The 24,785-nt window shown below is 69.8% G+C and carries 24 protein-coding genes; 18 read left to right on the top strand and 6 right to left on the bottom strand.

Annotated elements, in window-relative coordinates; all coding sequences use genetic code 11:
• Nucleotides 1–60: 60 nt before the first annotated feature.
• From V6V47_RS16590 to V6V47_RS16560, 7 genes are all read left to right on the top strand, one after another.
• Nucleotides 61–588, top strand: coding sequence for a MauE/DoxX family redox-associated membrane protein (locus tag V6V47_RS16590; protein WP_334629132.1), 528 nt, complete (start codon nucleotides 61–63; stop codon nucleotides 586–588).
• 170 nt (nucleotides 589–758) lie between these two features.
• On the top strand, nucleotides 759–947 hold the full coding sequence (locus tag V6V47_RS16585) for a hypothetical protein (protein WP_334629130.1): 189 nt from the start codon (nucleotides 759–761) through the stop codon (nucleotides 945–947).
• Nucleotides 948–1,040: 93 nt separating this feature from the next.
• On the top strand, nucleotides 1,041–1,610 hold the full coding sequence (locus V6V47_RS16580) for a TlpA family protein disulfide reductase (protein WP_334629129.1): 570 nt from the start codon (nucleotides 1,041–1,043) through the stop codon (nucleotides 1,608–1,610).
• On the top strand, nucleotides 1,603–3,426 hold the full coding sequence (locus V6V47_RS16575) for an ABC transporter ATP-binding protein (protein ID WP_334629127.1): 1,824 nt from the start codon (nucleotides 1,603–1,605) through the stop codon (nucleotides 3,424–3,426). Before V6V47_RS16580 ends, V6V47_RS16575 begins: the two co-directional genes overlap by 8 nt.
• Entirely contained in the window at nucleotides 3,423–3,908 is a 486-nt protein-coding gene (locus V6V47_RS16570; RefSeq protein ID WP_334629126.1) for a S26 family signal peptidase, read from the top strand. The genes V6V47_RS16575 and V6V47_RS16570 overlap by 4 nt, the downstream gene beginning before the upstream one ends.
• Nucleotides 3,909–4,072: 164 nt before the next feature.
• Nucleotides 4,073–4,438 (top strand): hypothetical protein, encoded by a 366-nt coding sequence (locus V6V47_RS16565; protein WP_334629124.1) that lies wholly within the window; start codon nucleotides 4,073–4,075, stop codon nucleotides 4,436–4,438.
• Between the two features lie 61 nt (nucleotides 4,439–4,499).
• Nucleotides 4,500–5,063 carry a DinB family protein gene (locus V6V47_RS16560; RefSeq protein ID WP_334629122.1) on the top strand — a complete coding sequence of 188 codons (564 nt, stop codon included), beginning with the start codon at nucleotides 4,500–4,502 and terminating at the stop codon, nucleotides 5,061–5,063.
• 144 nt (nucleotides 5,064–5,207) lie between these two features.
• Here V6V47_RS16560 and V6V47_RS16555 read toward each other — a convergent pair whose 3' ends face one another.
• A complete protein-coding gene (locus V6V47_RS16555; protein WP_334629121.1) occupies nucleotides 5,208–5,939 on the bottom strand; it encodes a hypothetical protein in 732 nt (243 codons plus the stop codon).
• A gap of 514 nt (nucleotides 5,940–6,453) precedes the next feature.
• On the opposite strand from V6V47_RS16555, the gene V6V47_RS16550 reads away from it, so the two are divergent.
• The 6 genes from V6V47_RS16550 to V6V47_RS16525 all read left to right on the top strand — a co-directional run bounded on the left by V6V47_RS16550 (nucleotide 6,454) and on the right by V6V47_RS16525 (nucleotide 14,012).
• Nucleotides 6,454–7,146 carry an ABC transporter ATP-binding protein gene (locus V6V47_RS16550; protein WP_334629119.1) on the top strand — a complete coding sequence of 231 codons (693 nt, stop codon included), beginning with the start codon at nucleotides 6,454–6,456 and terminating at the stop codon, nucleotides 7,144–7,146.
• Nucleotides 7,147–7,546: 400 nt separating this feature from the next.
• Complete coding sequence (locus tag V6V47_RS16545) at nucleotides 7,547–10,387, top strand: FtsX-like permease family protein (RefSeq protein WP_334629117.1); 2,841 nt, start codon at nucleotides 7,547–7,549, stop codon at nucleotides 10,385–10,387.
• A 55-nt stretch (nucleotides 10,388–10,442) separates the two neighbouring features.
• Entirely contained in the window at nucleotides 10,443–11,012 is a 570-nt protein-coding gene (locus V6V47_RS16540; RefSeq protein ID WP_334629116.1) for a TlpA disulfide reductase family protein, read from the top strand.
• Between the two features lie 2 nt (nucleotides 11,013–11,014).
• On the top strand, nucleotides 11,015–12,910 hold the full coding sequence (locus tag V6V47_RS16535; RefSeq protein WP_334629114.1) for an ABC transporter ATP-binding protein: 1,896 nt from the start codon (nucleotides 11,015–11,017) through the stop codon (nucleotides 12,908–12,910).
• Nucleotides 12,907–13,401 carry a S26 family signal peptidase gene (locus tag V6V47_RS16530; RefSeq protein ID WP_334629113.1) on the top strand — a complete coding sequence of 165 codons (495 nt, stop codon included), beginning with the start codon at nucleotides 12,907–12,909 and terminating at the stop codon, nucleotides 13,399–13,401. Before V6V47_RS16535 ends, V6V47_RS16530 begins: the two co-directional genes overlap by 4 nt.
• Before the next feature lie 11 nt (nucleotides 13,402–13,412).
• On the top strand, nucleotides 13,413–14,012 hold the full coding sequence (locus V6V47_RS16525; RefSeq protein WP_334629111.1) for a MauE/DoxX family redox-associated membrane protein: 600 nt from the start codon (nucleotides 13,413–13,415) through the stop codon (nucleotides 14,010–14,012).
• Nucleotides 14,013–14,198: 186 nt separating this feature from the next.
• Here the strand turns inward: V6V47_RS16525 and V6V47_RS16520 are convergent, their stop codons facing one another.
• The gene (locus tag V6V47_RS16520; protein ID WP_334629110.1) at nucleotides 14,199–14,750 is read right to left on the bottom strand and encodes an SDR family NAD(P)-dependent oxidoreductase; all 552 of its coding nucleotides are present in this window, start codon (nucleotides 14,748–14,750) and stop codon (nucleotides 14,199–14,201) included.
• A gap of 286 nt (nucleotides 14,751–15,036) precedes the next feature.
• Here V6V47_RS16520 and V6V47_RS32720 point away from each other — a divergent pair, with 286 nt between their 5' ends.
• The 3 genes from V6V47_RS32720 (at nucleotide 15,037) to V6V47_RS16510 (ending at nucleotide 18,498) form a co-directional block, all read left to right on the top strand.
• Nucleotides 15,037–15,495 (top strand): GNAT family N-acetyltransferase, encoded by a 459-nt coding sequence (locus tag V6V47_RS32720; RefSeq protein ID WP_442934244.1) that lies wholly within the window; start codon nucleotides 15,037–15,039, stop codon nucleotides 15,493–15,495.
• Nucleotides 15,496–15,778: 283 nt separating this feature from the next.
• Nucleotides 15,779–16,228: a hypothetical protein gene (locus tag V6V47_RS16515; RefSeq protein WP_334629109.1), complete on the top strand. Its 450-nt coding sequence runs from the start codon at nucleotides 15,779–15,781 to the stop codon at nucleotides 16,226–16,228.
• Between the two features lie 50 nt (nucleotides 16,229–16,278).
• Nucleotides 16,279–18,498 carry an ATP-binding protein gene (locus tag V6V47_RS16510; RefSeq protein ID WP_334629108.1) on the top strand — a complete coding sequence of 740 codons (2,220 nt, stop codon included), beginning with the start codon at nucleotides 16,279–16,281 and terminating at the stop codon, nucleotides 18,496–18,498.
• A gap of 283 nt (nucleotides 18,499–18,781) precedes the next feature.
• On the opposite strand, the gene V6V47_RS16505 is transcribed toward V6V47_RS16510, so the two are convergent.
• Entirely contained in the window at nucleotides 18,782–19,096 is a 315-nt protein-coding gene (locus tag V6V47_RS16505) for a DUF3592 domain-containing protein (RefSeq protein WP_334629107.1), read from the bottom strand.
• Between the two features lie 367 nt (nucleotides 19,097–19,463).
• Between V6V47_RS16505 and V6V47_RS16500 the strand changes: the two genes are divergently transcribed.
• Nucleotides 19,464–20,237, top strand: a complete 774-nt coding sequence (locus tag V6V47_RS16500) for a hypothetical protein (RefSeq protein WP_334629106.1) — start codon at nucleotides 19,464–19,466, stop codon at nucleotides 20,235–20,237.
• A 184-nt stretch (nucleotides 20,238–20,421) separates the two neighbouring features.
• Here the strand turns inward: V6V47_RS16500 and V6V47_RS16495 are convergent, their stop codons facing one another.
• The 3 genes from V6V47_RS16495 to V6V47_RS16485 all read right to left on the bottom strand — a co-directional run bounded on the left by V6V47_RS16495 (nucleotide 20,422) and on the right by V6V47_RS16485 (nucleotide 23,238).
• Complete coding sequence (locus V6V47_RS16495; protein ID WP_442934243.1) at nucleotides 20,422–21,045, bottom strand: response regulator transcription factor; 624 nt, start codon at nucleotides 21,043–21,045, stop codon at nucleotides 20,422–20,424.
• A gap of 16 nt (nucleotides 21,046–21,061) precedes the next feature.
• Nucleotides 21,062–22,165 (bottom strand): sensor histidine kinase, encoded by a 1,104-nt coding sequence (locus V6V47_RS16490; protein WP_334629105.1) that lies wholly within the window; start codon nucleotides 22,163–22,165, stop codon nucleotides 21,062–21,064.
• Nucleotides 22,166–22,290: 125 nt separating this feature from the next.
• A complete protein-coding gene (locus tag V6V47_RS16485) occupies nucleotides 22,291–23,238 on the bottom strand; it encodes a hypothetical protein (protein WP_334629104.1) in 948 nt (315 codons plus the stop codon).
• A gap of 358 nt (nucleotides 23,239–23,596) precedes the next feature.
• Here V6V47_RS16485 and V6V47_RS16480 point away from each other — a divergent pair, with 358 nt between their 5' ends.
• Complete coding sequence (locus tag V6V47_RS16480; protein ID WP_334629103.1) at nucleotides 23,597–24,736, top strand: epoxide hydrolase family protein; 1,140 nt, start codon at nucleotides 23,597–23,599, stop codon at nucleotides 24,734–24,736.
• Nucleotides 24,737–24,785 lie beyond the last annotated feature (49 nt).

Here is a 24,785-nt window from a genome sequence, read left to right as displayed (position 1 = left end):
ATGGTGTGGCCGGCGCGCCGGCATGCACGTCGGACCGTGACGAACGTTCAGGAGGGCCCCATGACCTATCTCGCTCTCGCCTGCCGTGTCCTGGTCGGCGTTACCTTCCTCGCCGCGCTGGCCGGCAAGACCCGCAGCCGTGCCGCCCTTCGCGCGTTCCTCACCTCGCTCGAGACGCTGCGGTGGCTGCCGGCCCGGCTGCGCCCGGCGGCGGCGACCGCGACGTTGGTCGCCGAGCTGACGATCGTGGGCCTGGTGGCCTGGTCACCGACTGCCGGCGCCGGTCTCGCGCTCGCCGCCGTCGCGGTCGTGGTCTTCACCGCCGCGATGGTCGACGCCCGGCGGCGCGGCGCCCGCGTCGCCTGCCGGTGCTTCGGCGGGACGGACGAGGTGTGGGGCCGAGCCCAGTTGGTTCGCAACGTGCTGTTGGCCGGCACGGCAGCACTCGGCGTGTTCGCCAGCATGTCGTCCGGGGCGCACCCGCCCCTGGCGGGAGTGTGCGTCACCGCCGCCGGCGCGCTCGTCGCTGCCCTGCTGCTGATCCACTCCCAGGACGTCGTCTACCTCTTGGGGCTCGACCGGAAATGAAGGTGACAGCCGAGCCTCGACTCCCGTCATGTTGGCTACCTGCCGGCGGCGAACGTCGTCGGCGTCGCGATCCGACGCCAGCCATCGGGTGCGTAGCGGATGCGTAGCGACCTCGTAGCGAGCCGTGACAGCGTGCGGGGCACGGTTCTGACGATCGAAAGGAGACCGTGATGAGAGGAATCGCCGACCGGTTGCTGGCACTGATCGTGCCGGCCGCCCCGGTGGCCGCGGGCTGCAGCACCAGCACCTACTGTGCCGACTGCCCGGCCCCCCGGCAGAACTACGGCCGCAAGGCGACCCGGACGTGCTGCCTCAACGAGGGCTGCACGACCTCCTACTCCGCCTGTTACACCTGCTGATCTGACCGGCGGCAGCTCGATCGGGTGCGCCGGGCGTCCGCGCGCGGCGCACCCTCCGGGCGTCAAGACCCATCCCTGCGATCCGTCAACGACGTGGAGACGAAGCCCATGCTGTACCTCACCGCGGCGGTCGTGATCCTGACCCTGCTGACCCTGTTCAACCTCATGCTCATGCTCGGCGTCGTCCGGCGGCTGCGGGACCACACCGGGCGCTTCGCCGAGATGACCCGCTCGGTGATGCCCGACGTGCCCGTCCTGGCGCGCGGCCGTGCGGTTCCGGCGTTCAGCGCGGCCACCCGCGACGGCGGACAGTTCACCACCGAGTCGCTCGACGGCGACACGCTCGTGGGGTTCTTCAGCCCGTCGTGCGCGCCGTGCCAGGCGTTGGCACCCCGGTTCGCCGAGTACGCCGAGCGGTTCCCCGGCGGTCGTGACCGGGTGCTGGCTGTCGTCGCCGAGGACGCCGACCCCGCCGTGTACGTCAAGATGTTCGCGCCAGTGGCCCGGATCGTGGTCGAGGAGCCGGGCGGCCCGGTCGCCACCGCGTTCGAGGTGTCGGGATTTCCTGCGCTCTGCCTGATCGCCGCGGACGGAACCGTGGCGGTCAGCGGAATGCGGATGGAGGATCTGCCCGCGTCGCGACCGCTGGTCGCCCATGGCTGAGCCGGTGGCGGCGCGAACCGCCCGCGCCACGGCGGCCCACGTCACCCGACTGGTCTGGCGCGCGGGACGGTGGACGGCCGTCGCATACCTCGCCGTCACCGTCGCCGAGGCGGTCGTTCCCGTGGCGATGGCCTGGCTGACGAAGTCACTGCTCGATCGGCTCACCGGGGTCGGGCCGGTGCTACCCGTCGTCGCCATGCTCGCCGGCGTCGGTGTGGTGGCCGTGGCGCTGCCCCGGCTCGGCGGCTACCTGCGTAACGAGATCGACCGACGGGTCGGCGCGGCCGCGGTCGACACGTTGTTCGCCGCGACGGGCCGGTTCGTCGGCCTGTCCCGGTTCGAGGACCCGGCGTTCCTCGATCGGATTCGGCTCGCGCGGCAGGGCGGCGACAACGTCGGTGAACTGGTCGACGGCGCCTTCGGGTTCGGCCGCGGCGTGCTGCTGCTGGCGGGCTTCGTCGGCGCGCTGCTGACCATCAGCCCGACGATGACCGGGCTGCTGCTGGCCGCCGCGGTGCCGATGCTGCTCGCGGAGCTGGCGCTGTCGCGGCGCCGGGCCGCTCTGCAGGTACGGGTGGAACCCAATCACCGGCGCGAGTTCTTCTACGCCCAGCTGCTCACCGGCGTGCAGGCAGCCAAGGAGATCCGGCTGTTCGGCACCGGAGGGTTCCTGCGTGGCCTCATGCTGCGGGAACGGGCCACGGTGGATCGGGCGAACCGGCACGTCGAACGGCGGGAGGTCGGCGTCCACCTGGTGCTGGCCGTGCTGTCGGCCGCCGTGGCGGGTGGGGGGCTGGTCTGGGCGGCGCTCGCCGCGCGGCGCGGCGAGCTGACGGTCGGAGACCTGTCGATCTTCGTCACCGCGGTCGCCGCGGTGCAGTCCGGCCTGGCGATGGTCGTGTCCACCACGGCCAACCTGCACACGCAGAGCGTGCTCTTCGGCGAGTTCGTCGCCGTCCTGCGCGCCGGCCCGGACCTGTCGGTGCCGGCGACGCCGAGGACGCTGCCACCGCTTGCCGACGCGATCCGGCTGCATGACCTTTGGTTCCGCTACAGCGACGACCATCCGTGGGTGCTGCGCGGCGTCGACCTGACCATACCGGCCGGCAGCACGCTGGCCCTGGTCGGGCTGAACGGCTCGGGCAAGAGCACCCTGGTGAAGCTGTTGTGCCGGCTCTACGATCCTACCCGCGGCAGCATAACCTGGGACGGCGTCGACCTGCGCGACGTCGACCCGTCGGCGCTGCGCGCCCGGGTCACTGCCGTCTTCCAGGACTTCATGGCCTACGACCTGAGCGCCGGCGACAACATCGCGATGGGTGACCTGAGCGCCCGCGACGATGTCGACCGGATCTCCGCGGCGGCCCGCGACGCCGGTGTCGACGACGTCCTGCACCGGCTTCCACGCGGGTACCGGACCATGCTCACCCGGACCTTTTTCGGCGAGGGCGACGATGACGGCCCCGACGCGGGAGTTGTGCTCTCCGGAGGGCAGTGGCAACGGGTCGCGCTGGCGCGTGGACTGCTGCGCACCGCGCGGGACCTCACGATCCTCGACGAACCCAGCTCCGGCCTGGACCCCGAGGCGGAGCACGAGCTGCACGCGACCCGCCCGGCCGGCACCAGCCTGCTCGTCTCCCACCGCCTGTCGACCGTCCGCGACGCCGACCTCATCGCCGTACTCGAGAACGGCCGCGTCGTCGAGCACGGCGACCATGCCACCCTGCTGGCCACCGGCGGTCGCTACGCCCGGTTGTTTCGCTTGCAGGCCGCCGGATACCGGGACGAGCCCCAGGTCGCGCGGAGCGGTGCATGAAACCGGCACTCATGGTGGCCGCCCTCGTCGTGGTGCCCACGCTGGTCGGTGCCGCCTGGGCACGCCGCCGGTTGCTCGTGGTCACGGTGTACGGCCGCAGCATGACGCCCACGTACCACGGCGGTGACCGGCTGCTGGTCCGTCGTCAGCCGGTGACGCGACTACGACCGGGTGCGGTGATCGTGTTCCGCAGCCCGGACCGGCCCGATCCAGACCTCGTCGCGGAATTCGAACCGGAGCGTGTCCGATACGTCATGCCGGACACCCGCCTGCTCATCAAGCGGGTCGTCGCCGCCCCGGGCGACCCGGTGCCTATCGAACGGGTACCGGTGCTCGCCGGACTCGGCCACGACACCGTACCGGCGGGAATGGTCGTCGTGCTGGGTGACAACCCGCACGTCAGCCACGATTCGAGGGCGTACGGCTACCTGCCGGTGGAGCTGATAGTCGGCGTGGCGACGCGCCGGTTGGCTGCGGCGTGATCGACCACCCATCGAGCGGAATTGGCGGGAATCCGTTTGTCGTCGGGAACTGTCAAGCCTGTCGACCCCACGTCCTTCAGCCGCCAGCGGGATTGTGGACGCACCGTTGTACGCGTCCGGCACGCCCGGCACGCCAACATCGTCGCTGGTGGCCGATTCTCGCCATGGTCATCACCATCGTGGTGGTGATGTGCGCCTGTGCCGTCGGCTGGGTACGACAGTTCGGCGTTCCGCTGACGGAGCGTGACGACAGTGCGGAAACGTTCGTAGTGGAGAATCATCTGGAGAGCAAGCTGACGGTTGAGGTGACAGGCGGCGTCCCCATCACCCATGGCGTGTCTGCCACGAGCTCGGCCTTGATCCCGCTGCGAAGCAGTTGCGAGCGGTTGATGCGGCTGGTGGCCCGAGATCCGGCCGGTCGAGAGATCGCCAGTCTGGATGACCCGCTGTGTGAGCCGCGTACCTGGGTAATCGAGGCCGACGGTTCGACGCAGCTGCTGCGTGAGCGCCGCTGGCCCTACCCTGGATAGTGCACGCTCACCCGGCCGCAGTGGGTCTCGGCCACGTCTCCGTTGTAGGTAGTGTGCGGACGTGACAAGGAGCGAGCGGATCGCGGACCAGTTGGACCGGCACTGGCACAAGAACCTGCGGCCGCGGCTGCACGGTCTTGCCGATGAGGAGTACTTCTGGGAGCCGGTGCCTGGCTGCTGGAGCATCCGCCCACGTGGCACGTCGGCCGCGCCGATGTCGGTGGGTGCTGTGGAATGGACGATGGACTCCGCGTCCCCTGACCCGGTGCCGGCGCCGGTGACCACGATTGCCTGGCGGCTGGCGCACATCATCGTCTCCTGCCTGGGCTATCGGGTCGGATGGCACTTCGGCGGCCAGGACGTCGACTCCCAGACATTCGCCTACGCGGGGACCGCTGACGAGGCGCTGAAACAGCTCGATGAGATGTATGGGAGATGGAACGCGGGGGTCCGTGAGCTCTCGGACGCTGACCTGGAGAATCCGCCGACGGTGGGTCCCGAGCGGTTTCCCATGGAGGGCATCGTCCTGCACGTCAACCGGGAGCTGATCCATCACGGCGCCGAGATTTCCCTGCTGCGCGACCTCTACCGCTGGCAGGACGGCGCCGTGCCGCGCCGCAGATGACTCTCCGGTCATCGGCGATCGAGCTTCGGAAACCTACGTGGACACCGTGACGCTCCGTGGCTGCGAGCTTCGGGCAGCCCGTGGCGGGTCGTGAAGACCATGCCGCTGTCGTGCCACGCCTCGCCGGCTTTCTCCCGGCCCTCCTCAGAGATCCGCCGCAGCAGCGCGGTTGTCAAGCGTTGCCACCGGGCCCAGCAGCAGACTGACCTGAGCCAGCATGTCTGACGACATAGCCCCAGGGCGGCGGAACGCGTACCTGGTCTCGCTGATCCGCCCGGCCGGGGTCAGAGTCCATCGCTGCGGACCCCAGCAGCCCTGCTCCTCAAGGAGGATGCGGGCCAGCGCCCCGGTCTCTCCAGAAGCGCCGCAGGCGGTCAACATCGCAGCGAGGACGTCGTCCGCGTCCAAGGGGAGGTCCGCATCACTCATGATCGGCAACAACAGAAGGAAGGTGTGAGGGTCAGGGCGCGGGGCGGATCCGGCTTCGGCCGCCTTGTGCGCGACGGCGAGCAACTCTGTCCAGCACAACCCAGGGCCCATGAAGCAACCTTCGACCCTTGCCAAGGGAACCGTCGCCGTCCAGTCAGGATGGTGCAGCAGGTAGTCGTACCCCCCTTCCCCGGGAAGGTTGCGGTACAGGACGTGAAGGACGTGCCCTCCCGAGAGCGGGACTGACAGCACTGGCCACTGGCGCTCAGCGCTTACCCGTTCGAAAAACTGCAACAGGTCGGCTTTGCTGACCCCGAATCCCGCACACAGCGGCTCTTCGACGCCGTTGGTGCATTGCAACAAATGGCTTGCCCAGAACAGTGGCTCGTCTACCAGGTACGCCCCATCGACCAAGGGGTCGTCTTCATAGCCTGGAATCGTGGGCATCGGCCGATTCTGGCACAGATCTCCGACCCCACCCTGACCCCAGCACGACGCCGAACGGCCGCCACTAGATGAACGCTGACCACGAGCTGGCCGGAAGACGAGGCCGGTGTCGTCGGATGCGGGACGCTCCGGTGGAGCAGGCGACGGCGTGCCCGCTACGTGCCAGTAGCCGGTGCCCCGAGCGGGCACGAGCGGGCACGAGCCGCGACCCGCTCCTCTGCCGCCAGCAGGCGTTCCGGGCACCTCGGGGCGGTGATCTTCGTCTTCCAGACTGGCGGTGTATGACGTGTGGTCTTCCGTGAGGTGCTGTAATCCGTACGATGCTCACGAATCAGGCGGTCCTTGACAGTTGATCGATCGACGGTCGCTCATGTAGTTTCACTTGTCATGCCGAGCAATACGGGGGCTGGGCGATGACAGAGTTGCTCTTGCATTGTGGATTCTTGCGCGCATTCATCGCTCGCACCGGAGGTGTTCCGGCCACCGCCGTCGCGCTGGCAACGGCCGGTGCCCGATGAGCGCCAGCGTCGAGACCGCCGGTCGGGGAGCGGCCATCCGGGTGGCCGACCTGGTCAAGCGGTTCCGCTCGGGCGACGAAACGATCGTCGGCGTGGACCGGATCACCCTTGACGTGCCGGCGGGCGCCACCGTCGCGGTGACCGGCCCGAGCGGTTCGGGCAAATCCACCCTGCTGCATCTGATCGGCGCGATCGAACGCGCCGATGCGGGCCGCATCGAAGTCGACGAGGTGGCGGTGACCGGCCTGTCCGGCAGGCGGCTCGCCGACTACCGCAGAGGGACCGGTTTCGTCTTCCAACGATTCCACCTGCTGCCCGCGCTGTCCGCGCTGGACAACGTTCTCGCGCCGCTGCTGCCGTTCCGGGCCGGGCCCGACGAGGTCGACAGGGCCCGGAACCTGCTGTCCGACGTGGGGTTGGCCGGCCGGGAGCGCGCCATGCCCGGACAGCTTTCCGGCGGTCAGCAGCAGCGGGTCGCCATCGCGCGGGCTCTGGTCGGCCGGCCCCGGCTGCTGCTGGCCGATGAACCGACCGGAAACCTGGACTCGGCCACCGGCGCCGGGATCATCGATTTGCTCTGGCGGCTACGCGACGAGCACGGCATGACCCTGCTCATGGCGACCCACGAGGCGTCGCTCGCGGACCGCTGCGACCGGACCGTCGAGATTCACGACGGACGGATTGTCTAGCGCCGACGCATCGGCGCGGAAACGGGGGTGAGGCGATCGGGAACCGACAGCGTCCCGAATTCGTACAACGCTCATCGAAAGCTCGATCAGAAGGAGTGGAAATGGTACGAATGCTCGAAGTGGCAGCGGACCGGGTGTTTCGCATGTTCGTTCCGAAGCTGACGGCACAGGCCGCCAGCACCGCCTGCAGTTGCTGGACGGAGTACTGCAGCTGCACCAGCGGTTACGTCCGGGTCCGGGACTGCTGCAGGGGCTGTGACAGCACCGGTACGACCTGCGGCTACTGCCGCACCACCACCACGCGCTGCTGACCCGACGCACGATCGCGATCACGACCGTCCCGGCCGGCCGTAGGTCGGCCGGGACGGCCCGTACTGCTTGAGCGGAGAAGCTCCCACCCATGTTGCGGATGGTCTGGTCACAGCTACGGCACACCCGCGGCCGGAGCCTGGCGGTGTTCGCCGCCGTGCTGGTCGCGACCACCGGGTTCACCGTGCTCACCGGTGTCGCAGCCACCTCGCGGCTGGTCGCCCGCGGCTCCATCGACGGCCAGTTCCGGCCGTCGTACGACATCCTGGTCCACCCGTCGGGGCCGGCCGGCGGTCTGCTGCACCAGGACCGGCCCACCGCAGCCTACGGCGGCATGACCCTGGACCAGTGGCGGCGGATCGAGCGCATCCCCGGGGTCGAGGTGGCCGCCCCGTTGGCGGTCCTCGGGCTCGGCGACATCCGACCCGACCTGCGGGTCGACGTGACCGACCAGGTCGACCGGACAGCCGAGCGGCAGGTCATCGAGGTCGCCCCCCAGATCAGCGCAGATCGTGGGCTGAGCACGCTCGCCGCCGCCCCCACCTACGTGTACGTGTCCCGCCGACCCCTGCTGCCACTGTCCCAGATCAACGGCGACCAGCGCGTCTTCGTCTACACCGACGGCACCCGCATCGACCAGACAACCTCCGCCGCCGAGTGCCCCGGCACCGGTGGGGGAGGCGCCCTGGAGGTGCAGCCCGACGGGCGGCGCCTGCAGGTGTGCGCGACCGCCGTGGGCAGCTTCGAACCGGGCACCCGAAGGACCAAGGTCAGCGCGTTGCAGGCCTACCAACTGCTCCCCGACGGCACCTTCCGGTTGGCGTCGGTGATCACACTCGGCCGCCCCGCCGCCGCCATACCCGCCACCGCCCGACTGGAGCTCCGGCTACCCGCGGTCGTACCGATGCTCGTGGCCGGGATCGACCCGGTGGCCGAGGAACGTCTGGTCGGCCTGAACCGGGCGGTACGCCAGGGCCGCTACCTGACCGGCTCCGACACCATCGGCCCCGCAACCAGGAGCCCATCGACGTCCCCGTTCACACCGGTCGGCCCGGCAGGCCGGGCACTTCCGGTACTCGCCGCCACGGATCTCGCGGTGGACGAGCAAATGAACCTCGCCGTGTCCCGACTCGCGGGCCAGACCGCCCGGCGGGTCCCCGGCTCCACCACAGAAGCGCTGTGGCCGCTGTTGCACGACTCGACCAAGACACCCCCACAGGCGGCCGCACACGACCTGGGACAGCTCTACCGTGCCCAACTCGACACCGCCCTGGTCGGCAACACCCCCCTGTCCGGCGTACAGACCCTGCTGCGGCCCGCACCACCGGCCTACGCACCACAACCCGACGGCACCGACCGGATACTGCCCCGGGCCGGTGAACCCGGCTCCACCGACCAGGCCATCGACGACCTGTGGCGGGACGCCTGGCTCAGCACCGGCGGCGTCGGCACCGGAGAGCCGATCATCCTCAACGGGCAAAGCGAGGAGTGGTCGGTCACCCCCGTGGGCAGCTTCGCACCCGACGCCCTCCCCACCGCCGGCGGCGCCGCCCAGCAGGCCCTCGACCTGTATCGGCCGGCCGCACCGGTGGGCGGCGACCCCCGTACCCGGCAACTGCTCGCCGACCGCCCACTACTGCCCGGCGACGATCCGCTGGGCTACCCGCCCCGCCCACCCCACCTGCTGACCACCCTCACCGCCACCCACGACCTGTACAAGAGCGTCAGGTCACCGGCGGCGGACACACCGCTGAGCTCCGTCCGGGTCCGGGTAGCGGGCATCGACCAGTTCGACGAGGTGGCCCGGGAACGCGTCCGGCTCGTGGCCGACGAGATCGTCCACCAGACCGGACTGACCGTCGAGATCGTGCTCGGCGGCTCCACCGTACGCAGCCCCGTGCTGCTGCCCGCCAACCATCTCGGCCGTCCCGACGTGACGGTGGCCGAGGGCCGCACCCGCAAGGGCGTGGCCGCCGAGATCGTCACGGCCGTCGACCGCAAGAACATCATGCTGCTCGGACTGCTACTGGTGGTCTGCGCCCTGCTGGTCGGCAACGCGGTGTCGACCGCCGTCCGCGCCCGCCGCCGCGAACTGGCCATACTGGCCTGCGTCGGCTGGCCCGGCTGGCGACTGAGCCAGCTGGTCCTCACCGAAACCACCATCCTCGGCCTCGCCGCGGGCCTGCTCGGCGCTGGCCTGTCCGGGCCACTGGGCCACCTGGCCGGCGTCCAGGTCTCCGGCACCGTCGTCCTACTGTGCATACCGATCGCGGTGCTGCTCACCGCGGTGGCTGGCGCGCTACCGGCGATCCAGGCCGCCCGGACCCGATCAGCCGAGGCACTCCAGGCAGCGCCCGCGCCGGCCCGACGGTCCGCCCCACGGCGGACCTTCGCCGGACTCGCCGTGGCCAATCTGGTACGAGCACCCGCCCGCACCCTCGCCGGAGCGGTCAGCCTTGCCGCCGGTGTCGGCGCGGTCACCTTGATCGCCGCCTCGCTCTGGGCGTTCAACGATGGCATGGTGGGCTCCCTGCTCGGGCAGGCCGTCTCCGTGCAGGTACGCGGAGTGGACCTGGTCGCGGTCGGCGGGGTGCTGCTGTTCGGGCTGGTCAGCGTGGCCGACGTGCTCTACCTCAACGTGCGGGAACGGTCAGCCGAGTTCGCCACCCTCCGGGCCGTCGGATGGCCGGACTCCGCACTCAACCGGCTGCTCGTCTACGAAGCCCTCGGCCTCGGGGTGCTCGGTTGCGTCCTCGGGACCGTAGCGGGCCTCGGATCGGTGGCCCTGCTGGTCGGCCACCTCGACGGCCGGCTGGCGGTCCTGGCGCTGGCCGTGACCGCCGGAGCGCTGCTGCTGACCGTGCTCGCCGCCCTGGTCCCGGCGATCCTCATTCGCCGGCTCCCGACCGCCGCCCTGCTCGCCGAACAATGACAACCATCGAACCGGACGACCAGCCGGCGGCCGGACCGACTCACGGGGAGGAACCATGACGTACCTGGTGACCGCACTGGTCGTGGTCGCGCTGCTGTGCCTGTTCAACCTGCTGCTCTCCTTCGGCATGATCCGACGGCTGCGCCAGCACACCGAACTGCTCAACCGGCCGCTGCACGAGCCGGGAGAACGGGACCTGGTCCGCCCCGTCGGGTCCACGGTGGGGGAGTTCGCCACCACCACCGTTGACGGCGAGCCCGTGTCCCGGGATTCGGTCGGGGCCGCAGCCCTGATCGGTTTCTTCTCCGTGACCTGCCCGGCCTGCCGGGAACGCAAGCCGGACTTCCTAGCCGGTGCCCCCCGGTACGCCGCCGCCGGCTGGACCGTCCTCGCCGTCGTGGTCGGTGACCCGGCCGCCTCGGCCGAGCTGGTCAGCGAGCTACGACCCGCCGGGACGGTGCTGGCCGAGGATGTGGGTGGGCCCGTGGGGGAGGCGTTCACCCTGACCGGCTACCCGGCCTTCGTAATGGTCCGGGACAACCAGATCGTCGCCAGCTCGTTCGACTTCCACCAGCTGCCACCCGCCGAGGCGCCGGTCGCGTCGGCGACCGGGCTGACCTCCTGACCGTGACCCGACCGACCCTCCGCCGCCGCTCCTGCCGGCGCGCCGACCCCGGCAGGTCGGCGGCGGGAACACTGTGGCGCGCCGCGATCGGCGCCACCACGCTGGCCGCCCGTTCCTCCCCGCCGGTGCTGGCGGCGGTGCTGGTGCTCACCCTGCTCTCCGGCGCACTGCCGATCGCCGCCGCCTGGCTGACCAAACTCGTCCTCGACCGGATCGTCGACCACCAGCCGGGAACGGCCGACCTCATCGGTCTGGCGCTGGGACTGGCCGGCACCAGCCTGATCGTCGGAGTAATGCCCCACCCACTCCGGTATCTGCACGCCGAACTGGGGCGGCGGATCGCCCGCACCGCGCAGGACCAGCTGTACCGCGCGGTGAACGGCTTCACCGGGCTGGCCCGGTTCGAGGACCCCCGGTTCCTCGACCGGCTTCAACTGGCCCAGCAGGCCGGTGCCGGTACCCCGGAACAACTCGTCGCCGGCTCAGCCAACCTCCTACGCGGTGTCGCCGTGGTGAGCGGCTTCCTCGGCTCCCTCGTGACGATCAGCCCCACCATGGCGGTGGCCGTCGCGCTGGGGGCGGTTCCGGTACTGCTGGCCGAACTGTGGCTGTCCCGCCGCCGCGCCGAAATCGCATTGGAGGTCAGCCCCTACGACCGGCGGGAATTCTTCTACCGCAACCTGCTGTCCAGCCTCCAGGCGGCGAAGGAGATCCGCCTCTTCGGCATCGGTGACTTCCTCCGGGACCGGATGCTCACCGAGCGAACCCGTTCCGACGAGGCCCGCCGCAGCATGGACCAGCGGGAAGCGCTCATCCAGACCCTGCTGGGACTGCTGGGCGCCGGCATCGCCGGGGCGGGGCTGATCTGGGTGGTCCAGGCCGCCGGCACCGGCCGACTCACCATCGGTGACGTGCCCATGTTCGTCGCGGCGCTGGCAGCCGTTCAGGGCGGCCTGGCCGGCTTGGTCACCGACGTCACCACCACCCACCACAATCTCCTGCTGTTCACTCACTACCAGGCCGTGGTAAACGCCGGCCCGGACCTGCCCGCCCCGGACCGACCGACCGTCCTACCACCGCTGCGCAGCGGCATCGAGCTCGACGACGTCTGGTTCCGGTACGACGATGACCAGCCATGGGTGCTGCGCGGGGTCACCCTGACCGTCCGGCACGGCGAGGCACTAGCCCTGGTCGGCGCCAACGGCGCCGGCAAGAGCACGCTGGTCAAGCTGCTCTGCCGCTTCTACGATCCGACCCGAGGCGCCATCCGCTGGGACGGCGTGGACCTACGGGACATACCGGCTGCTGAGCTGCGCCGACGGATTGGCGTGACCTTCCAGGACTACATGCACTACGACCTGACCGGAGCGGAGAACATCGGCCTCGGCGATCTGTTCAGCCGGCCCGACCAGGCGCGGCTCGAGAACGCCGCCCGTCTGGCCGGGATACATGACACCCTCCGTGCCCTCCCGCACGGCTACGACACCCTCCTGAGCCGAACCTTCATGAGCGGCGCGGAGAACAACACCGTACGAGTCGGCGTGACCCTCTCCGGCGGACAGTGGCAACGACTCGCCCTCGCCCGCGCATTCCTGCGGAACCGCTGCGACCTGCTGATCCTCGACGAACCGAGCGCCGGCCTCGACCCCGACGCCGAAACGGAGGTCCACCACGCCATGCGCGAGCACCGGGCCGGCCGGACCACTCTCCTGATCACCCACCGGCTCGGTGCGGTCCGCGACGCCGACCTGATCGTCGTACTACGGGACGGTCGGGTGGCCGAGACCGGCCGACACGACGACCTGCTGGCCGCCGACACCGAGTACGCCCGCATGTTCGCCCGGCAGGCCAGCGGCTACCGCGAACCCGACCCGGCACTGTCGCAGGTGGCCGAGTGATCCCGCTCTACTGGGGTACGGCAGTGACACTGCTGGCCGGCGCGCTGGTCGGCTGGTGGCTGCGGCGACGATTCCTGCTGGTCACCGTCGAAGGGCGCAGCATGGAACCCGGCCACCGCCACGGGGACCGGGTCCTGGTCGACCGGCGCCGCACGGGCAGCGTCCACGTCGGCGACATCGTGGTGATCGATCGGGACCACGCATCGGACCGACCGGGCCAACCGATGATCAAACGCGTCGCGGCGCTGCCCGGTGACGGGGTACCGCCCGAGGTGTGCGCCTTCCAGCACTGGTCGCTGCAGAGCCGAGTGCCTCCCGGCCAGCTCGTCCTGCTCGGCGACAACCCGGCCGGCAGCCTCGACTCCCGCCAGCGCGGATTCTTCCCCACCCGGCAGCTCCTGGGGGTGGTCATCCGCCACCTGCACCGGGACCAGCAGTTCCACACCGACCAGGATGGCGCGCGGAAATTCTCCGATGCGGCGGAGGAATGACGGAGGCTGACATGTCGTACGTGGCGCTCGGACTGCTGGCAGCACTGTGCTGGGTGTTCACCAGCTCCAGCTGGAGCAAGATACGCAGCCCTGCGGACCAACGCGCGTTCGCCGACTCACTACGTCCGCTGCCGCTACTGTCCGCACGCCTGGTGAGCCCGGTAGCCCTTCTCGTCACGACCAGCGAACTCGGACTCGTACTCGGCACCGGCTGGTCGATGGTTGCCCTGACGGCCGGCTGGCCCGCCGCGCGACCGGTCGGGGTGCTCGTGCTCGCCGCCACGTTTCTGCTGCTGACGGGCCTCACCACTGGCGTGATACTGGCGGTGCGCCACGGCACGGGAGCACGCTGCGCCTGCTTCGGCGCCACGCCACAGCCGCTCGGGTGGCGACACGTCACACGGAACGCCATCCTGCTCGCGATGACCATCGCTGCCGGGGTGACGGTCGCGGTCACCCGACCCCATCCGCTCCCGCTGGCGGGAGCGCTGATCAGCGTCGCGGCCGGATGGACCAGCGCGCTGATTCTGGTCCGGCTCGACGATCTGGTGGAACTGTTCCTACCCACGCCCGCCACCCGGCCAGGCCCGTCCACCCGCCACCGACCCTGACGACTGACCCTCGAGTCCTGGGCGTGTGCAGCTGCGGGGCGATTTCAGGTTCCTGCGCGTCATGACGTCACGACGACAGCGAGTTCACCAATGCCGAGCACCGCACCTGGAGCCACAGGCGGGGCTACGCCAAGGTGCAGACGCGTGTCGGCAAAGCCCAGACCCGATTTCGGTAGGGCCGTACCGTCAGGCCTTGCGGTTTGCCGCGAGCATCGCGTGAGCGGCGTCGCCGACCGGCAGGCGCAGGGGAGCCGGAGAGGGAACCTCGACGGCATCGGCGATGGCCACTGCCACCTCCTGGGGGGTCATGGCCGCGCCGCGGCTGCGGCCGACCAGCAGGGCGAGCGGGCCGTAGACGCCGTTCTCGTCGAGGAAAGACGCGGCCGAGGCGGGACCATTGGACGAGACCGCGCCGGGTTGCAGGACGACGACGTCGATGCCGAAGTCGTGCACCTCCTCCGCGAGGGTCTCGGCCAGGGCTTCGAGCGCCCGTTTGCTGGCAGCCCGGGCACCGATCAGGGGGATGGGGAGCTGGCTGACGAGGCTCGACACGTACCGCAACCGGCCCTTGCCGCGTTCGCGCATGCCGGGAAGCACTTCCTGGGTGACCCGGACCGCACCGATGACGTTCAGGTCGAAGATCCGCGCGATCTCGTCGGCCGGAGTGTGCTCGACGGGCCCGCGGACGGTCTGCCCGGCGTTGCTGACGAGCACATCAACCGGGCCGGCGCCGGTCACCGTTGGGTACGAGGGCGGCGGTGGCGACCGGGATGGGGGAGGCGACATGCACGGCGTACGTTAGGTCTGAGTTCAGATGTCACGGCAGTTGGCCAATTCGCTGGCATCGTGAAGAATCTGGCACCGTGGCAAATGATCTTCATGGCGACGTGGCGGTCTCCCTTGAGTGGCCCGTTCGTGCCGACGAGCAGCTCCGAAGCGAGTGCCACCGCGTGATCGCCGCTGTTGTCGAGCAGGCGGGGGCAATCGGTTGGTTGGAGGTGCCGTCCCGCGGAAAGACGGACGCATGGCTGGAAGGCGTCCTCCAGACCGTAGGTACGGGACGCGGTGGCCTCGTCGTGGCCCGGGTCAGGACACGCGTCGAGGCACTCGGGATGTGGATTGCCGGCCCTCCCGGGCCCGTTGGTCACGTCGCGGAACTGACCAAGGTGATGGCCCATCCCGGCGCACGTGGTCTCGGATTGGCAAAAAGGTTGTCTCTGCCCTGGTGGGTGCCTGCACGACCGCCGGTATCGAGGTGATCACCCTGGGGGTGCGCGGAAACAATCACGGTGCGATCTCGCTCTACGAGGCCTGCGGCTTCCGAACGTGGGGTGTCCTGCCGAACGCCGTCGCAGTCGATGATCTTCGTTTCGACGACGTGCGCATGTTCCTGCCACTGGCCCTACCCACGGGCGTCCGCATCCACGGGTCAATAGCGGGCGGGCCGGGGAGCTCCGCTCGACACAGAGCGACACGACAGTGAATCTGGCCATCCAGCCTGATCGCGAGCCGGCGCCGATCTAACCGGCGCCCTGTGAACGCCCCTGAGCTGGCGGAAGCTCTGCGCCGAGCGCGATCACAGGCCACTCCCCACCGAGGGTTGTCCGCAGCCCGGCAGGGGGCGAGCTGTTCGTCAAGGCCGAGATGCCATTGGCGCGTCCAGCTGGCTCGTTCATCTTCCGTGCCGCCGAGCGGTGGCTGCCTTGCGTAGGCACTTCCGCGTCGAGCGGAGCTGGCATCATTGCCGCATGCCGAGCGATCTTTGGGTGTCGATGGTCTCGCTGGGTGGCGTGGTCCTCGGCGGCGCCCTGTCCTTCGGGGTGCAGCATCAGACCCAGCGCTCGGCGGAGCGGGCCGAGGAACGGCGGCGGGGTCTTGCTCTGGCGGAGGGCCGTCGCGCGGAGCGGCTCGCCCAGCTTGAGAGGTTCGTCGAGGTGACGGCTGAGGCGGAGCGGTGCGCGTTCAACCGTCCGATGAGCTGGTCGGTCGGCGACGACTGGCTCGTCGAGACGCAGGCTGTGATGAACCGGGTCTGGGTCGCGGAGCGGCTGATCCGGCTGACGTTCCCGCTCGCGGTGCACGAGGCGGCGCGGGCCTACTTCCTCGATCTCAACCTGGTCGTCTGGGAGGGGCTGCCGGACGGGGAAAGCGTCCGGGACCATCTCGAAGCGAACCGCCTGGCATTCCTCGACGCGGCGAGGGTGGCTGTCGGTTGAGTGGCGTCAGAGGGCGTGGCGATCCTCGCCGGCATGTGGCTCTGCTGCTGGTGACGGTATCGAGCCTGCTCTCAGTCGTGCTGGCTGTCGTGGTCAACGTCGCGACCGGCGGTGAACTGCCCGAGCCGGTCGCGGCGTACGGATGGCTGGCCTGGCCCACGGTCGCCGTCCTGACCCTCACCGGGGTCAGTCTCGCCCTGTGGCAGCACCGGCTGGCACAGGCCGCCCAGCCTCCGGCGTCACCCCTTCCCCCGCCTGCGGACGACCCGGCTCCGCAGAGTGAGCTTCCGGTCGCGCCCCGACTCGTCGGCCGCGAGGCGGAGCTGGCTGCCGTCGAGGAGCTGGTCGGGGCGGGAGCGCAGGTCGTCGTCATCTCCGCGGCGGGGGGCACGGGAAAGTCGGCGCTGGCCCTGTCGTACGCCCATGGGGTCCGCGAGCACTTCCCGGACGGCCAGTTGTACGTCGCCCTGGGCGGCGCCAGCGCCACTCCCGTGCAACCACAGGAAGCGCTGATCCGGTTGCTCCGGGTGGTCGGTCGCGACGCTGAGGAACGGCGGGGCACGCTCGACGAGTTGTCCTCGCGCTTCCGGTCGGCGGTCGCCGACCGACGGCTTCTCGTCCTGCTCGACGATGCCTTCGACGCGGCGCAGGTGCGACCGTTGATCCCGGCGGGCGCAGGTTGTCTCACCCTGGTCACGAGTCGCCGGCTGATCGCCGATCTGCCGGGAGCCGCAGTCCTGACCCTCGGCGCGCTACCGCCCGGGCAGGCACTCAAACTGTTGACTGCCACGATCGGAGCGGCCCGGGTCGCGGCCGACCCCTCGGGCGCACGACGGCTGGTCGAGATCTGCGCGGGGCTACCGCTTGCGGTGCGCATCGTCGGATCTCGGCTCCGGGCCCGACCCAACTGGACGCCGTCCGCCCTCGCCGACCGCTTGGCGGATGAGAGCCGTCGGCTTGACGAGCTGCGGCTGGGCGACGGGGCAGTCAGGTCTACCTTCCAGTCCACGTACGACGAGCTGAGCGACGTGGACCGGCTGGTGTTCCGGCGAGCCGGGGCGCATCCGGGTGTGTTGTTCGGCGTCGAGTCGGCGGCCCGTCGGTGCGGCCTTGATCGACGGGTGGTGCAGGATGCCCTGGACCGGCTGGTGGACGCCTTCCTGATCGAGGCGCCGACACCGTCGAGTTATCGGCTGCACGACCTTTTGCGGTTGTTCGCTGGAGAGTTGCTTGAGCGGGAAGAGACGCCTGGCGACCGTGTTGCCTGTCTGATCCGGCAGTTGGATTGGTTGCGGGACCTGGCCGCGTCCGGCGGTGACGTCGCGTCTGAACGCGACAACATCCTGGCCGTGCTGCGCACCGCGGTCGCGGAGGGACTCACCGATCAGGCGTGGGCAATGGTGGAGGCGGTGCACCCGCTGCTGACCGCGGCCGACGACCACAGCTACCGGCTACAGCTGTGGCGGTCGGCGGAGCGGGCGGCAGCCGATGACCGGAGAAGGGTGCGGGCATTGCGATGGGTCTCGCATTCCTACGGACTGGCCGGCGAGGTCGAGCGTGAGCTGGCCACAGCGCGGGAGGCTGTCGCAGTCGCCGAGCGACTCGGCGATCCGGGAGAGTTGGCACAGACCACGCGTCGGCTGGGCGAGGCGCTGCGGTCGCACGGCCGTCCGGATGAGGCGGAAGGGCAGCTGCTCCGGGCCCTGCGACTGTTCCAACGGTCGCACGCGGTCGAGGAGGAGATCGAGGTTCGCTCCGCCCTGGGCGTCCTCTACAACACCCTTCATCGTCCCGAGCGCAGCATTCCCACGCTGGAACGAGCGGCAGCGCTCCTTTCGGCGCCGGAGACGGCTCTGCACGGCTACGTGCTCCTGGGGTTGGCTGCAGGACAGAGGCTCGCCGGCCACCCGACGGAGGCGTCTGCCCTGACGCGGCGGGCCTTCAGCATCGCCGACCGTCTGGACGACGAGTTTCTCCGCGGATACTGCCTCCACGAGCGTGGCTGGCTCGCCATGGAGGAGGAGCGGCACCGTGACGCCGAGAAGGACTTCCGCGCCATGCTGGAGATCTTCCTGCGGATCCGACATGGCGCCGGGGTAGGCGCGGCGCACCAAGCCCTCGGATCAGCCGCTGCAGCTCAGGGTCATCGGGACGAGGCGGTCCACGCGTTCCGGGCGGCGATCGACGAATACGAGAGGCTGGGCAACAGGAAGCTCGCCGACGAGGCCCGGAATTCCCTGTCGGCGCTGGACTCGCCCCGGCGATCGTGACCAGTACCCGAGGCGATGCTGCCCCGGCGCGTCCATGGGTCCTGACGGGCCGATGCCAGCGGATACCTCCTCTACGCCCCCAGGAACGGAACCGCACGACCACTGCGACGGATCCGATCAGCGCGCCGCTGCGGGATGAGACTGCTTGAAAGAGGTCGGTGAGGTGCCAAAGAGCATTGCCTCCGTCGCCGCCTCACCCTCGACATCACCGACGTCGAAATCGCCGGCTAAGCGAACGCCCCGCTACGCCCTGCTATCACCGAATTGAGCGCCCTGTCGGTCCTCAAAGGAACACCACCCCCGTCACGGCCGTCGCCGCGAGCACGACGGTCACCAGGACGTTGAGCGTCACGCCGTGCCCATCAGAACGTTGTTCGGCCGCACGGTCCAGCGTGTAGTCGGTGGGATCGGTGGGCGTGTGATGGATCGTGACGTGACGACCGTAGGCGTCGGCGGGGTCCGCGAAAGGCGACATGCAGTGGGCCGTGACAACTGTGCCTTCGCGGGTGGTGAAAGGCACGACAGGGGTGTACGTGGTCCGGGTGTGGCCGTCGTCCGAACACCACAGCACCAGAAACTCGTCCCATTCCGTGTGCACCTTTCCTCCCCCCGGTTACGTTCAACTGCCGCTGCGCCGCAGCACTTTGCCCTGCCCGTCCGCCTCCAGCGTTCCCGTCCTCCCGTCGCCGGTCACGCGACTTCGGGGTTAGGGGTTTGGGGTTCAAGCCTCAGCCCCACGAGCGCGTGTCCGATCCGGTGCCCGTTGCAGCGGTCAACATCGGCTAGTAGAGGCCCGCCGCACCGCTTGACTCGGTCGTCTGCCGCTTCACCACCAGCGGGCACTACGCTCGTCGGCCTGACTCAACCCGATTCCGAAGCCAAGCTGACAGTGCCAGGTCAGGGAAGGCCCTCACGCCGCTGGCCTCATTCGGGATGCCGTTGGTGCGGTCCCTATAGTTTTCATGGTGGCGATTCCATCAGCGTTACAAGAGTCATTGCACGATCCGGTGTTCTGGGCGCGGTACACCTTCGCCCACGAGGAGGGGCCCGGGGCGGATCGGCTTGGTGACCTCGAAGGCCTGTTGGACGACGACGATGATGCCGACGATGCGAATGAGGATTCCGCCGACTCGTCGCTCGACGTGGCCTTCGAGGTCGGCGATGGCCACCACGTCGTACTGAGCACCGACGCCTCGGCCGACTCCCACAGCCTGGGTATCACCACCCCTGACTTGGTAGAGCCGGCCGAACTCGGATGGGACGACCTCGCACACTGGCACCCGCACGCGTTGCGCTGGGCCGAGCTCGACCTGATCTGCCGGGCGATCGCCGCACGGAATCCGCAGATGCAGCACCCCGGGGCTTCGCTGGCTTTGCTGTGCCGATTCGCCGCTGTCTTTGACGATGACGACGTGGACCAGGCCGTCGCCGCCGTTGACGAGGCATACGCCGCACTACGCCCTCCGCACTGGAAGGGCTACTGGCCGCGCGGCACCGACTGGCTCGAACGCGCCGACTTCAGGGGTGAGAACGTCACCTGGCAGCGGGACGAGGCCGGCAACCTCTGGGCCCATCAGGACGACGCCGACCGCGACGGCGAACCCTTCTACAGCACGCGGCTATGGTCGGATACCGGCACGGGCGGCGGGTTTCCACACGCCCCGCTCCGGGCCGTGCTGAACGCTGCGAAGGCGACGGTGGGCGACCCACAGGAGCCGGCCGGCCTCCAAGCGGGATAGGCGGCGAGGAGGCATCGCAACGACCAGCAGCGGGCGGCAGGAGACGACACGAGGCAGCAGAGGAAGCCTTAGTCTGCAGCGCACGGTGGCATCGGATGACATCCAACGGTGCCCCGTGCCCGCGTTCACACCGAGATGTTCTACTCCTCATACCGTTACGGGGTCTACTGCCGTCAACCCACGATCACATCCAGCCGGCATCCCGGGCTATGTTGATGGCGTCGATCCGGTTCCGTCCGCCGGTCTTGCTGATCGAGTAGGACAGGTAGTTGCGCACGGTGGCGGGGGACAGCGAGAGTCGGGCCGCGATCTGGTCGACTGACAGGCCGTCGCTGGCGGCGCGGAGGACGTCGGTCTCCCGGTTGGTGAGCGGGCTGCTGCCGGTTTCCAGCGCAACGGCGACGAGCTGCGCGTCGAGGACCCGTCGACCCGCGGCGACCTGCCGGATGCCGTCGACGAGCGCGTCACCGGGCGCGTCCTTGACGATGTATCCGCGCACGTGTGCCTTGAGCGCCCGGAGTAGGTTGCCCGGCTTGTCATGTCCGGTCAACACCAGGGATCTGCAGTCGGGCACCTGCCGGTGCAGTTCCTCCGCCGCGGAGAGGCCGTCCATTCCGGGCAGGTCGATGTCGAGGACGGCGACGTCCGGGCGGGTCCGCATCGCGGCGGCCACGATCTCGTCACCGCGGTCCAACTCGGCGACAACCTCGATGTCGTCCTCAAGGCGCAGGAGTGTCACCAACGCGCGGCGGATGAGGTGCATGTCTTCGGCGATCAGCACCCGGATCACCGGACGTTCCGGACGCATTCGGCCTCCTCGGCGTTCATGTGGTCTGCTCGGGGAGCTCGACGACAAGTTCGAAGGTGTCGCCGATGGACCGGCCCACCGCCGTGCCGGACAGTGCGGCGGCGCGATCGGCGAGCCCGCGCAATCCGTTGCCGTCCCCGGTCACGGCCGGCCGGGCGCCGTCGTTGCGGATGACGAGCCGGACGACGCCATCGCGAGGTGGGCAGGTGGCGATTGAGCAGGTCCGGGCATCGCTGTGCCGAAGGACATTGGTCGCGCCCTCCCGCACCGCCCACGCGAACACTTCCTGCCCGGACGCCGGCACACGGGTGTCGTCGACGTCGAGCGTCACGTCGATTCCGGCCGCAGCGAGCAGCGCGCACGCGCCGTCGAGTTCGGCGCGCAGCGACGCGCGGTGCTCGCCATGGGTGACGGCCCGCATCCCGCGCAGCGTGTCGCGGGCCAGGGCGGTAAGCGTCTCCACCTCCGCCAGCGCCGCGAGTGGATCCCGACGTAACAGCCGCAGCGCCAGGTCGCCCTGGAGTGACACCGCCGAGAGGTTCTGCCCGAGGACGTCGTGGAGGTCCTGCGACAGGCGCAGCCTTTCCCGGGTGACGGCGAGGGCGGCCAGTTCGTCACGCGTGGCGTGCAGTTCGTCCACGACACCCACCAGTCTCGCCGCGCCGAACAGCACCAGCGGTGGTACGAGCGCCATCAGGTCGTAGAGGACGGCGTACGTCAGCGTGACGGCGGGCGGCGTACCGGCCGACCCGAGGCCTCCGGCCTGGATCACTGCGAATGCGGCGAGCATGGACGTCGACAGCACCGTGTAGACGGTGACGCGCGTCCAGCCGCGCAGCAGCATGAGCGCTGACGCCAGCGGCAGCCACATCGCGGCGGGCCACGTGGTCAGCCAGCCCGGCAGCAGCAGCGGCGCGGCCGCCAGGACGGTGATCGCCGGCAGGGTCCAGCGCCAGCCCTTCGAACGCAGACCCCGGATCGTCGCGAGGCTGTGACGCACCTGCAGGCCGCCGAGTGCGAGCCCGATGGGGATTGCGGCGATTGCGTACGGCGGCGCGGGGACCCCTCCGGCGCCGAGCAGGGTGAAGCTGACCGGCACCGTGACGATCGGCGCGTGCAACGCGATCAGTACGCGTCTGGCCCACCGGCCGGTCAGGGCGCCCGCGCGACTCACGTCGCCGTCCCGCTCGACGTCGCCGGCTGGCTCAGCTGCCACCGCGGCGTGATCGGCGCGCCGAGGCTCGATCACGTCGTCGCCTCTCCGGCCGACGATCGCTGGGCCGGCACGTCAGACGTCAGGAACTCGACCCGGGCGTCTCCGCCGCGCCCGACGACCCTGATCGTGCAGTGCCGGAGGTCGTCGCGCCGCAGCAGCCGGCCGACCTGACCATGCACCTCCGCCTGGAGTGCCGCCGGCGGAGCGGCCAGCCACTCACCGGGGGGTAGCACGAGCCGCACCTCGATGCCCGTCGTGCGCAGCAGCGCGGCCGCCGACTCCAACTCGGACCTCAGCCCGGTGCTCCGGAACCCGCCAGCTAGGCGACGCCCCTCGGCGAGGGTGTCGCGTGCGGTGCGGATCACCCCCCGAAGTTGGTGCTCCGCCTGATCGGGCGCGGTGGTCACCTCGCGGGCGGCGAGGGCGCCACCGGCGGCGATGTCCTCCAGTGCCGAGCCGAGCGTCCGCCACAGCGTCTCCTCGACGCGCATCCGTTCCCGCACAACCGCCTGTCCGGCTACCGCCGACTGCGCAGCCCGCAGGTCGCGGACCGTGGCGACGAGCCATACCGGGACGGCCAGCATCAGGCCGAACAGGAGGACACCGGCTGAGAAGTAGATCCCCCACGACAGGCCCCCGAGCAACACCCCAGCGACACCAGGCAGGGCGACCAACGCGGCGAACACCGGGACCGCCTGACGCGGCCGCATGACGAGGAGCACGGAGGCGCCCAGCGGGTACAGAGCGCCGAACCATTGCACGCCGAGCACCGGAAGCAGGGCGAGGATGATCGTGGCCATGACGGCGACACTCCACGCACCGTGGGGCGCACGCCGCCCGTGTGCGGCGTGACGGACGTGGTTGAGGTGCAGCGGAAGGTACGCCGCGGTGGCGAGCACCGCGGTCACGGCACTGGCCGGTTGCTGCAACACCACCCGCAGTAGACCTACGGCGACGATGAACGCACTGGCAGTCACGACGATGCTCGTGGCCGAGCCGGACATCCGCCCGAACCGCTCGTCTGCGCTCAGCCTGGCCCTCACTGCTGATAGTGATCCGTCGCGCCACCGTATGCCTAGCCGCGCGAGCAGGGCAAACGACATCGTCGTGATGATCGTGCATCTCTCCTCCGATGCCGATCGCGAACGGTCCGGCCGGGTCAGCCTCCCCGGCAGCCCGCGGGGACACCAGAGGTAAAAGTCACCGGTTCGGGTGGACGAATATCAGTCGCTTCCGAGGACATCGGTGTCTGCCTGCGGCCGTTCCCGGTCGAGAAACTCCTCTCGGTGGTCGGCGGCGATCGACCAGCCACGGACAAAAGCGAGGGGAACCCCAATGAGCCAGATCCACCCGTACACGATCGACATTGCGCAAGATGCCCTCGACGACCTGCAGGCCCGGCTTGAGCGCACCCGCTGGACCGACGACAGCCCCGGCGAACCGGCACGCTACGGCGTCGACCTCGACGAGGTGCGCCGCCTCGTCGAGTACTGGACGACCGGCTACGACTGGCGTGCCTGGGAGCGCCGGTTGAACGAGTATCCGCAGTACCTCACCGAGATCGACGGTGAGCGCGTCCACTTCCTGCACGTCCGGTCGCCGGAGCCGGACGCCTTCCCGCTGATCCTCACGCATGGCTGGCCCGGATCGGTGGTGGAATTCCTCGACGTGATCGGTCCGCTGACCAATCCCCGTGCGCACGGTGGAAACCCGGCCGACGCGTACCATCTGGTGATCCCGTCGATGCCCGGATTCGGTTTCTCGGGCCCGACGAACGGCGAGGGGTGCGGTACCGCCCGGGTCGCCCGAGCCTGGGCCGAGCTGATGCGACGGCTCGGATACCAGCGGTATGGGGCGCACGGCAACGACGCCGGCTCGATGATCTCCCCCGAGCTGGGCCGCATCGACAGCCAGCGGGTGGCCGGCGTCCACGTGACGCAGCTCTTCTCGTTCCCGTCCGGCGACCCCGCCGAGTTCGCCGACATGACGACCGAGGACATGGCGGCGATGCAGCGCCTGCAGTGGTTCTACGAGAAGAAGTTCTCGTTCAACCAGCTGCACTCGCAGCAGCCGCAGACGCTGGCGCACGCGCTCGCCGACTCACCGGCCGGCCTGCTTGCCTGGAACGGGCAGCTGTTCCTCGGCGACGCGATGGGTGCCAAGCCGCTCGACGACGACTTCATCCTGACCAACGTGGCGATCTACTGGCTGACCAACACCGCTGGCTCGGCGATCAGGTTCTACTTCGAGGATGCCGTCGCCGAACGGACCCAGACCGGACCGACGACGGTGCCGACCGGGCTCGCCTCGTTCGAGGGCGACTTTCAGTCGATCCGCCGGTTCGCCGAGCGGGACCACGGCAACCTCGTCCAGTGGCACACCTACCGCGAGCCGGGCGGCCATTACGCGGCGCACATGGAGCCGGAGCTGATGACCGCCGACATCCAGGGCTTCTTCCGGAGTCTGCGCGCCTGATACGTCACAGGCTCGATGGGCGGTGAGGTCTCCGAGAGATGGTTCCTCG

It is taken from the genome of Micromonospora sp. CPCC 205539, from assembly GCF_036906815.1.
Lineage (GTDB): Bacteria > Actinomycetota > Actinomycetes > Mycobacteriales > Micromonosporaceae > Micromonospora.
Note: the sequence above shows the minus strand (reverse complement) of the source record. Positions and strands in the feature narration are given on the sequence as shown.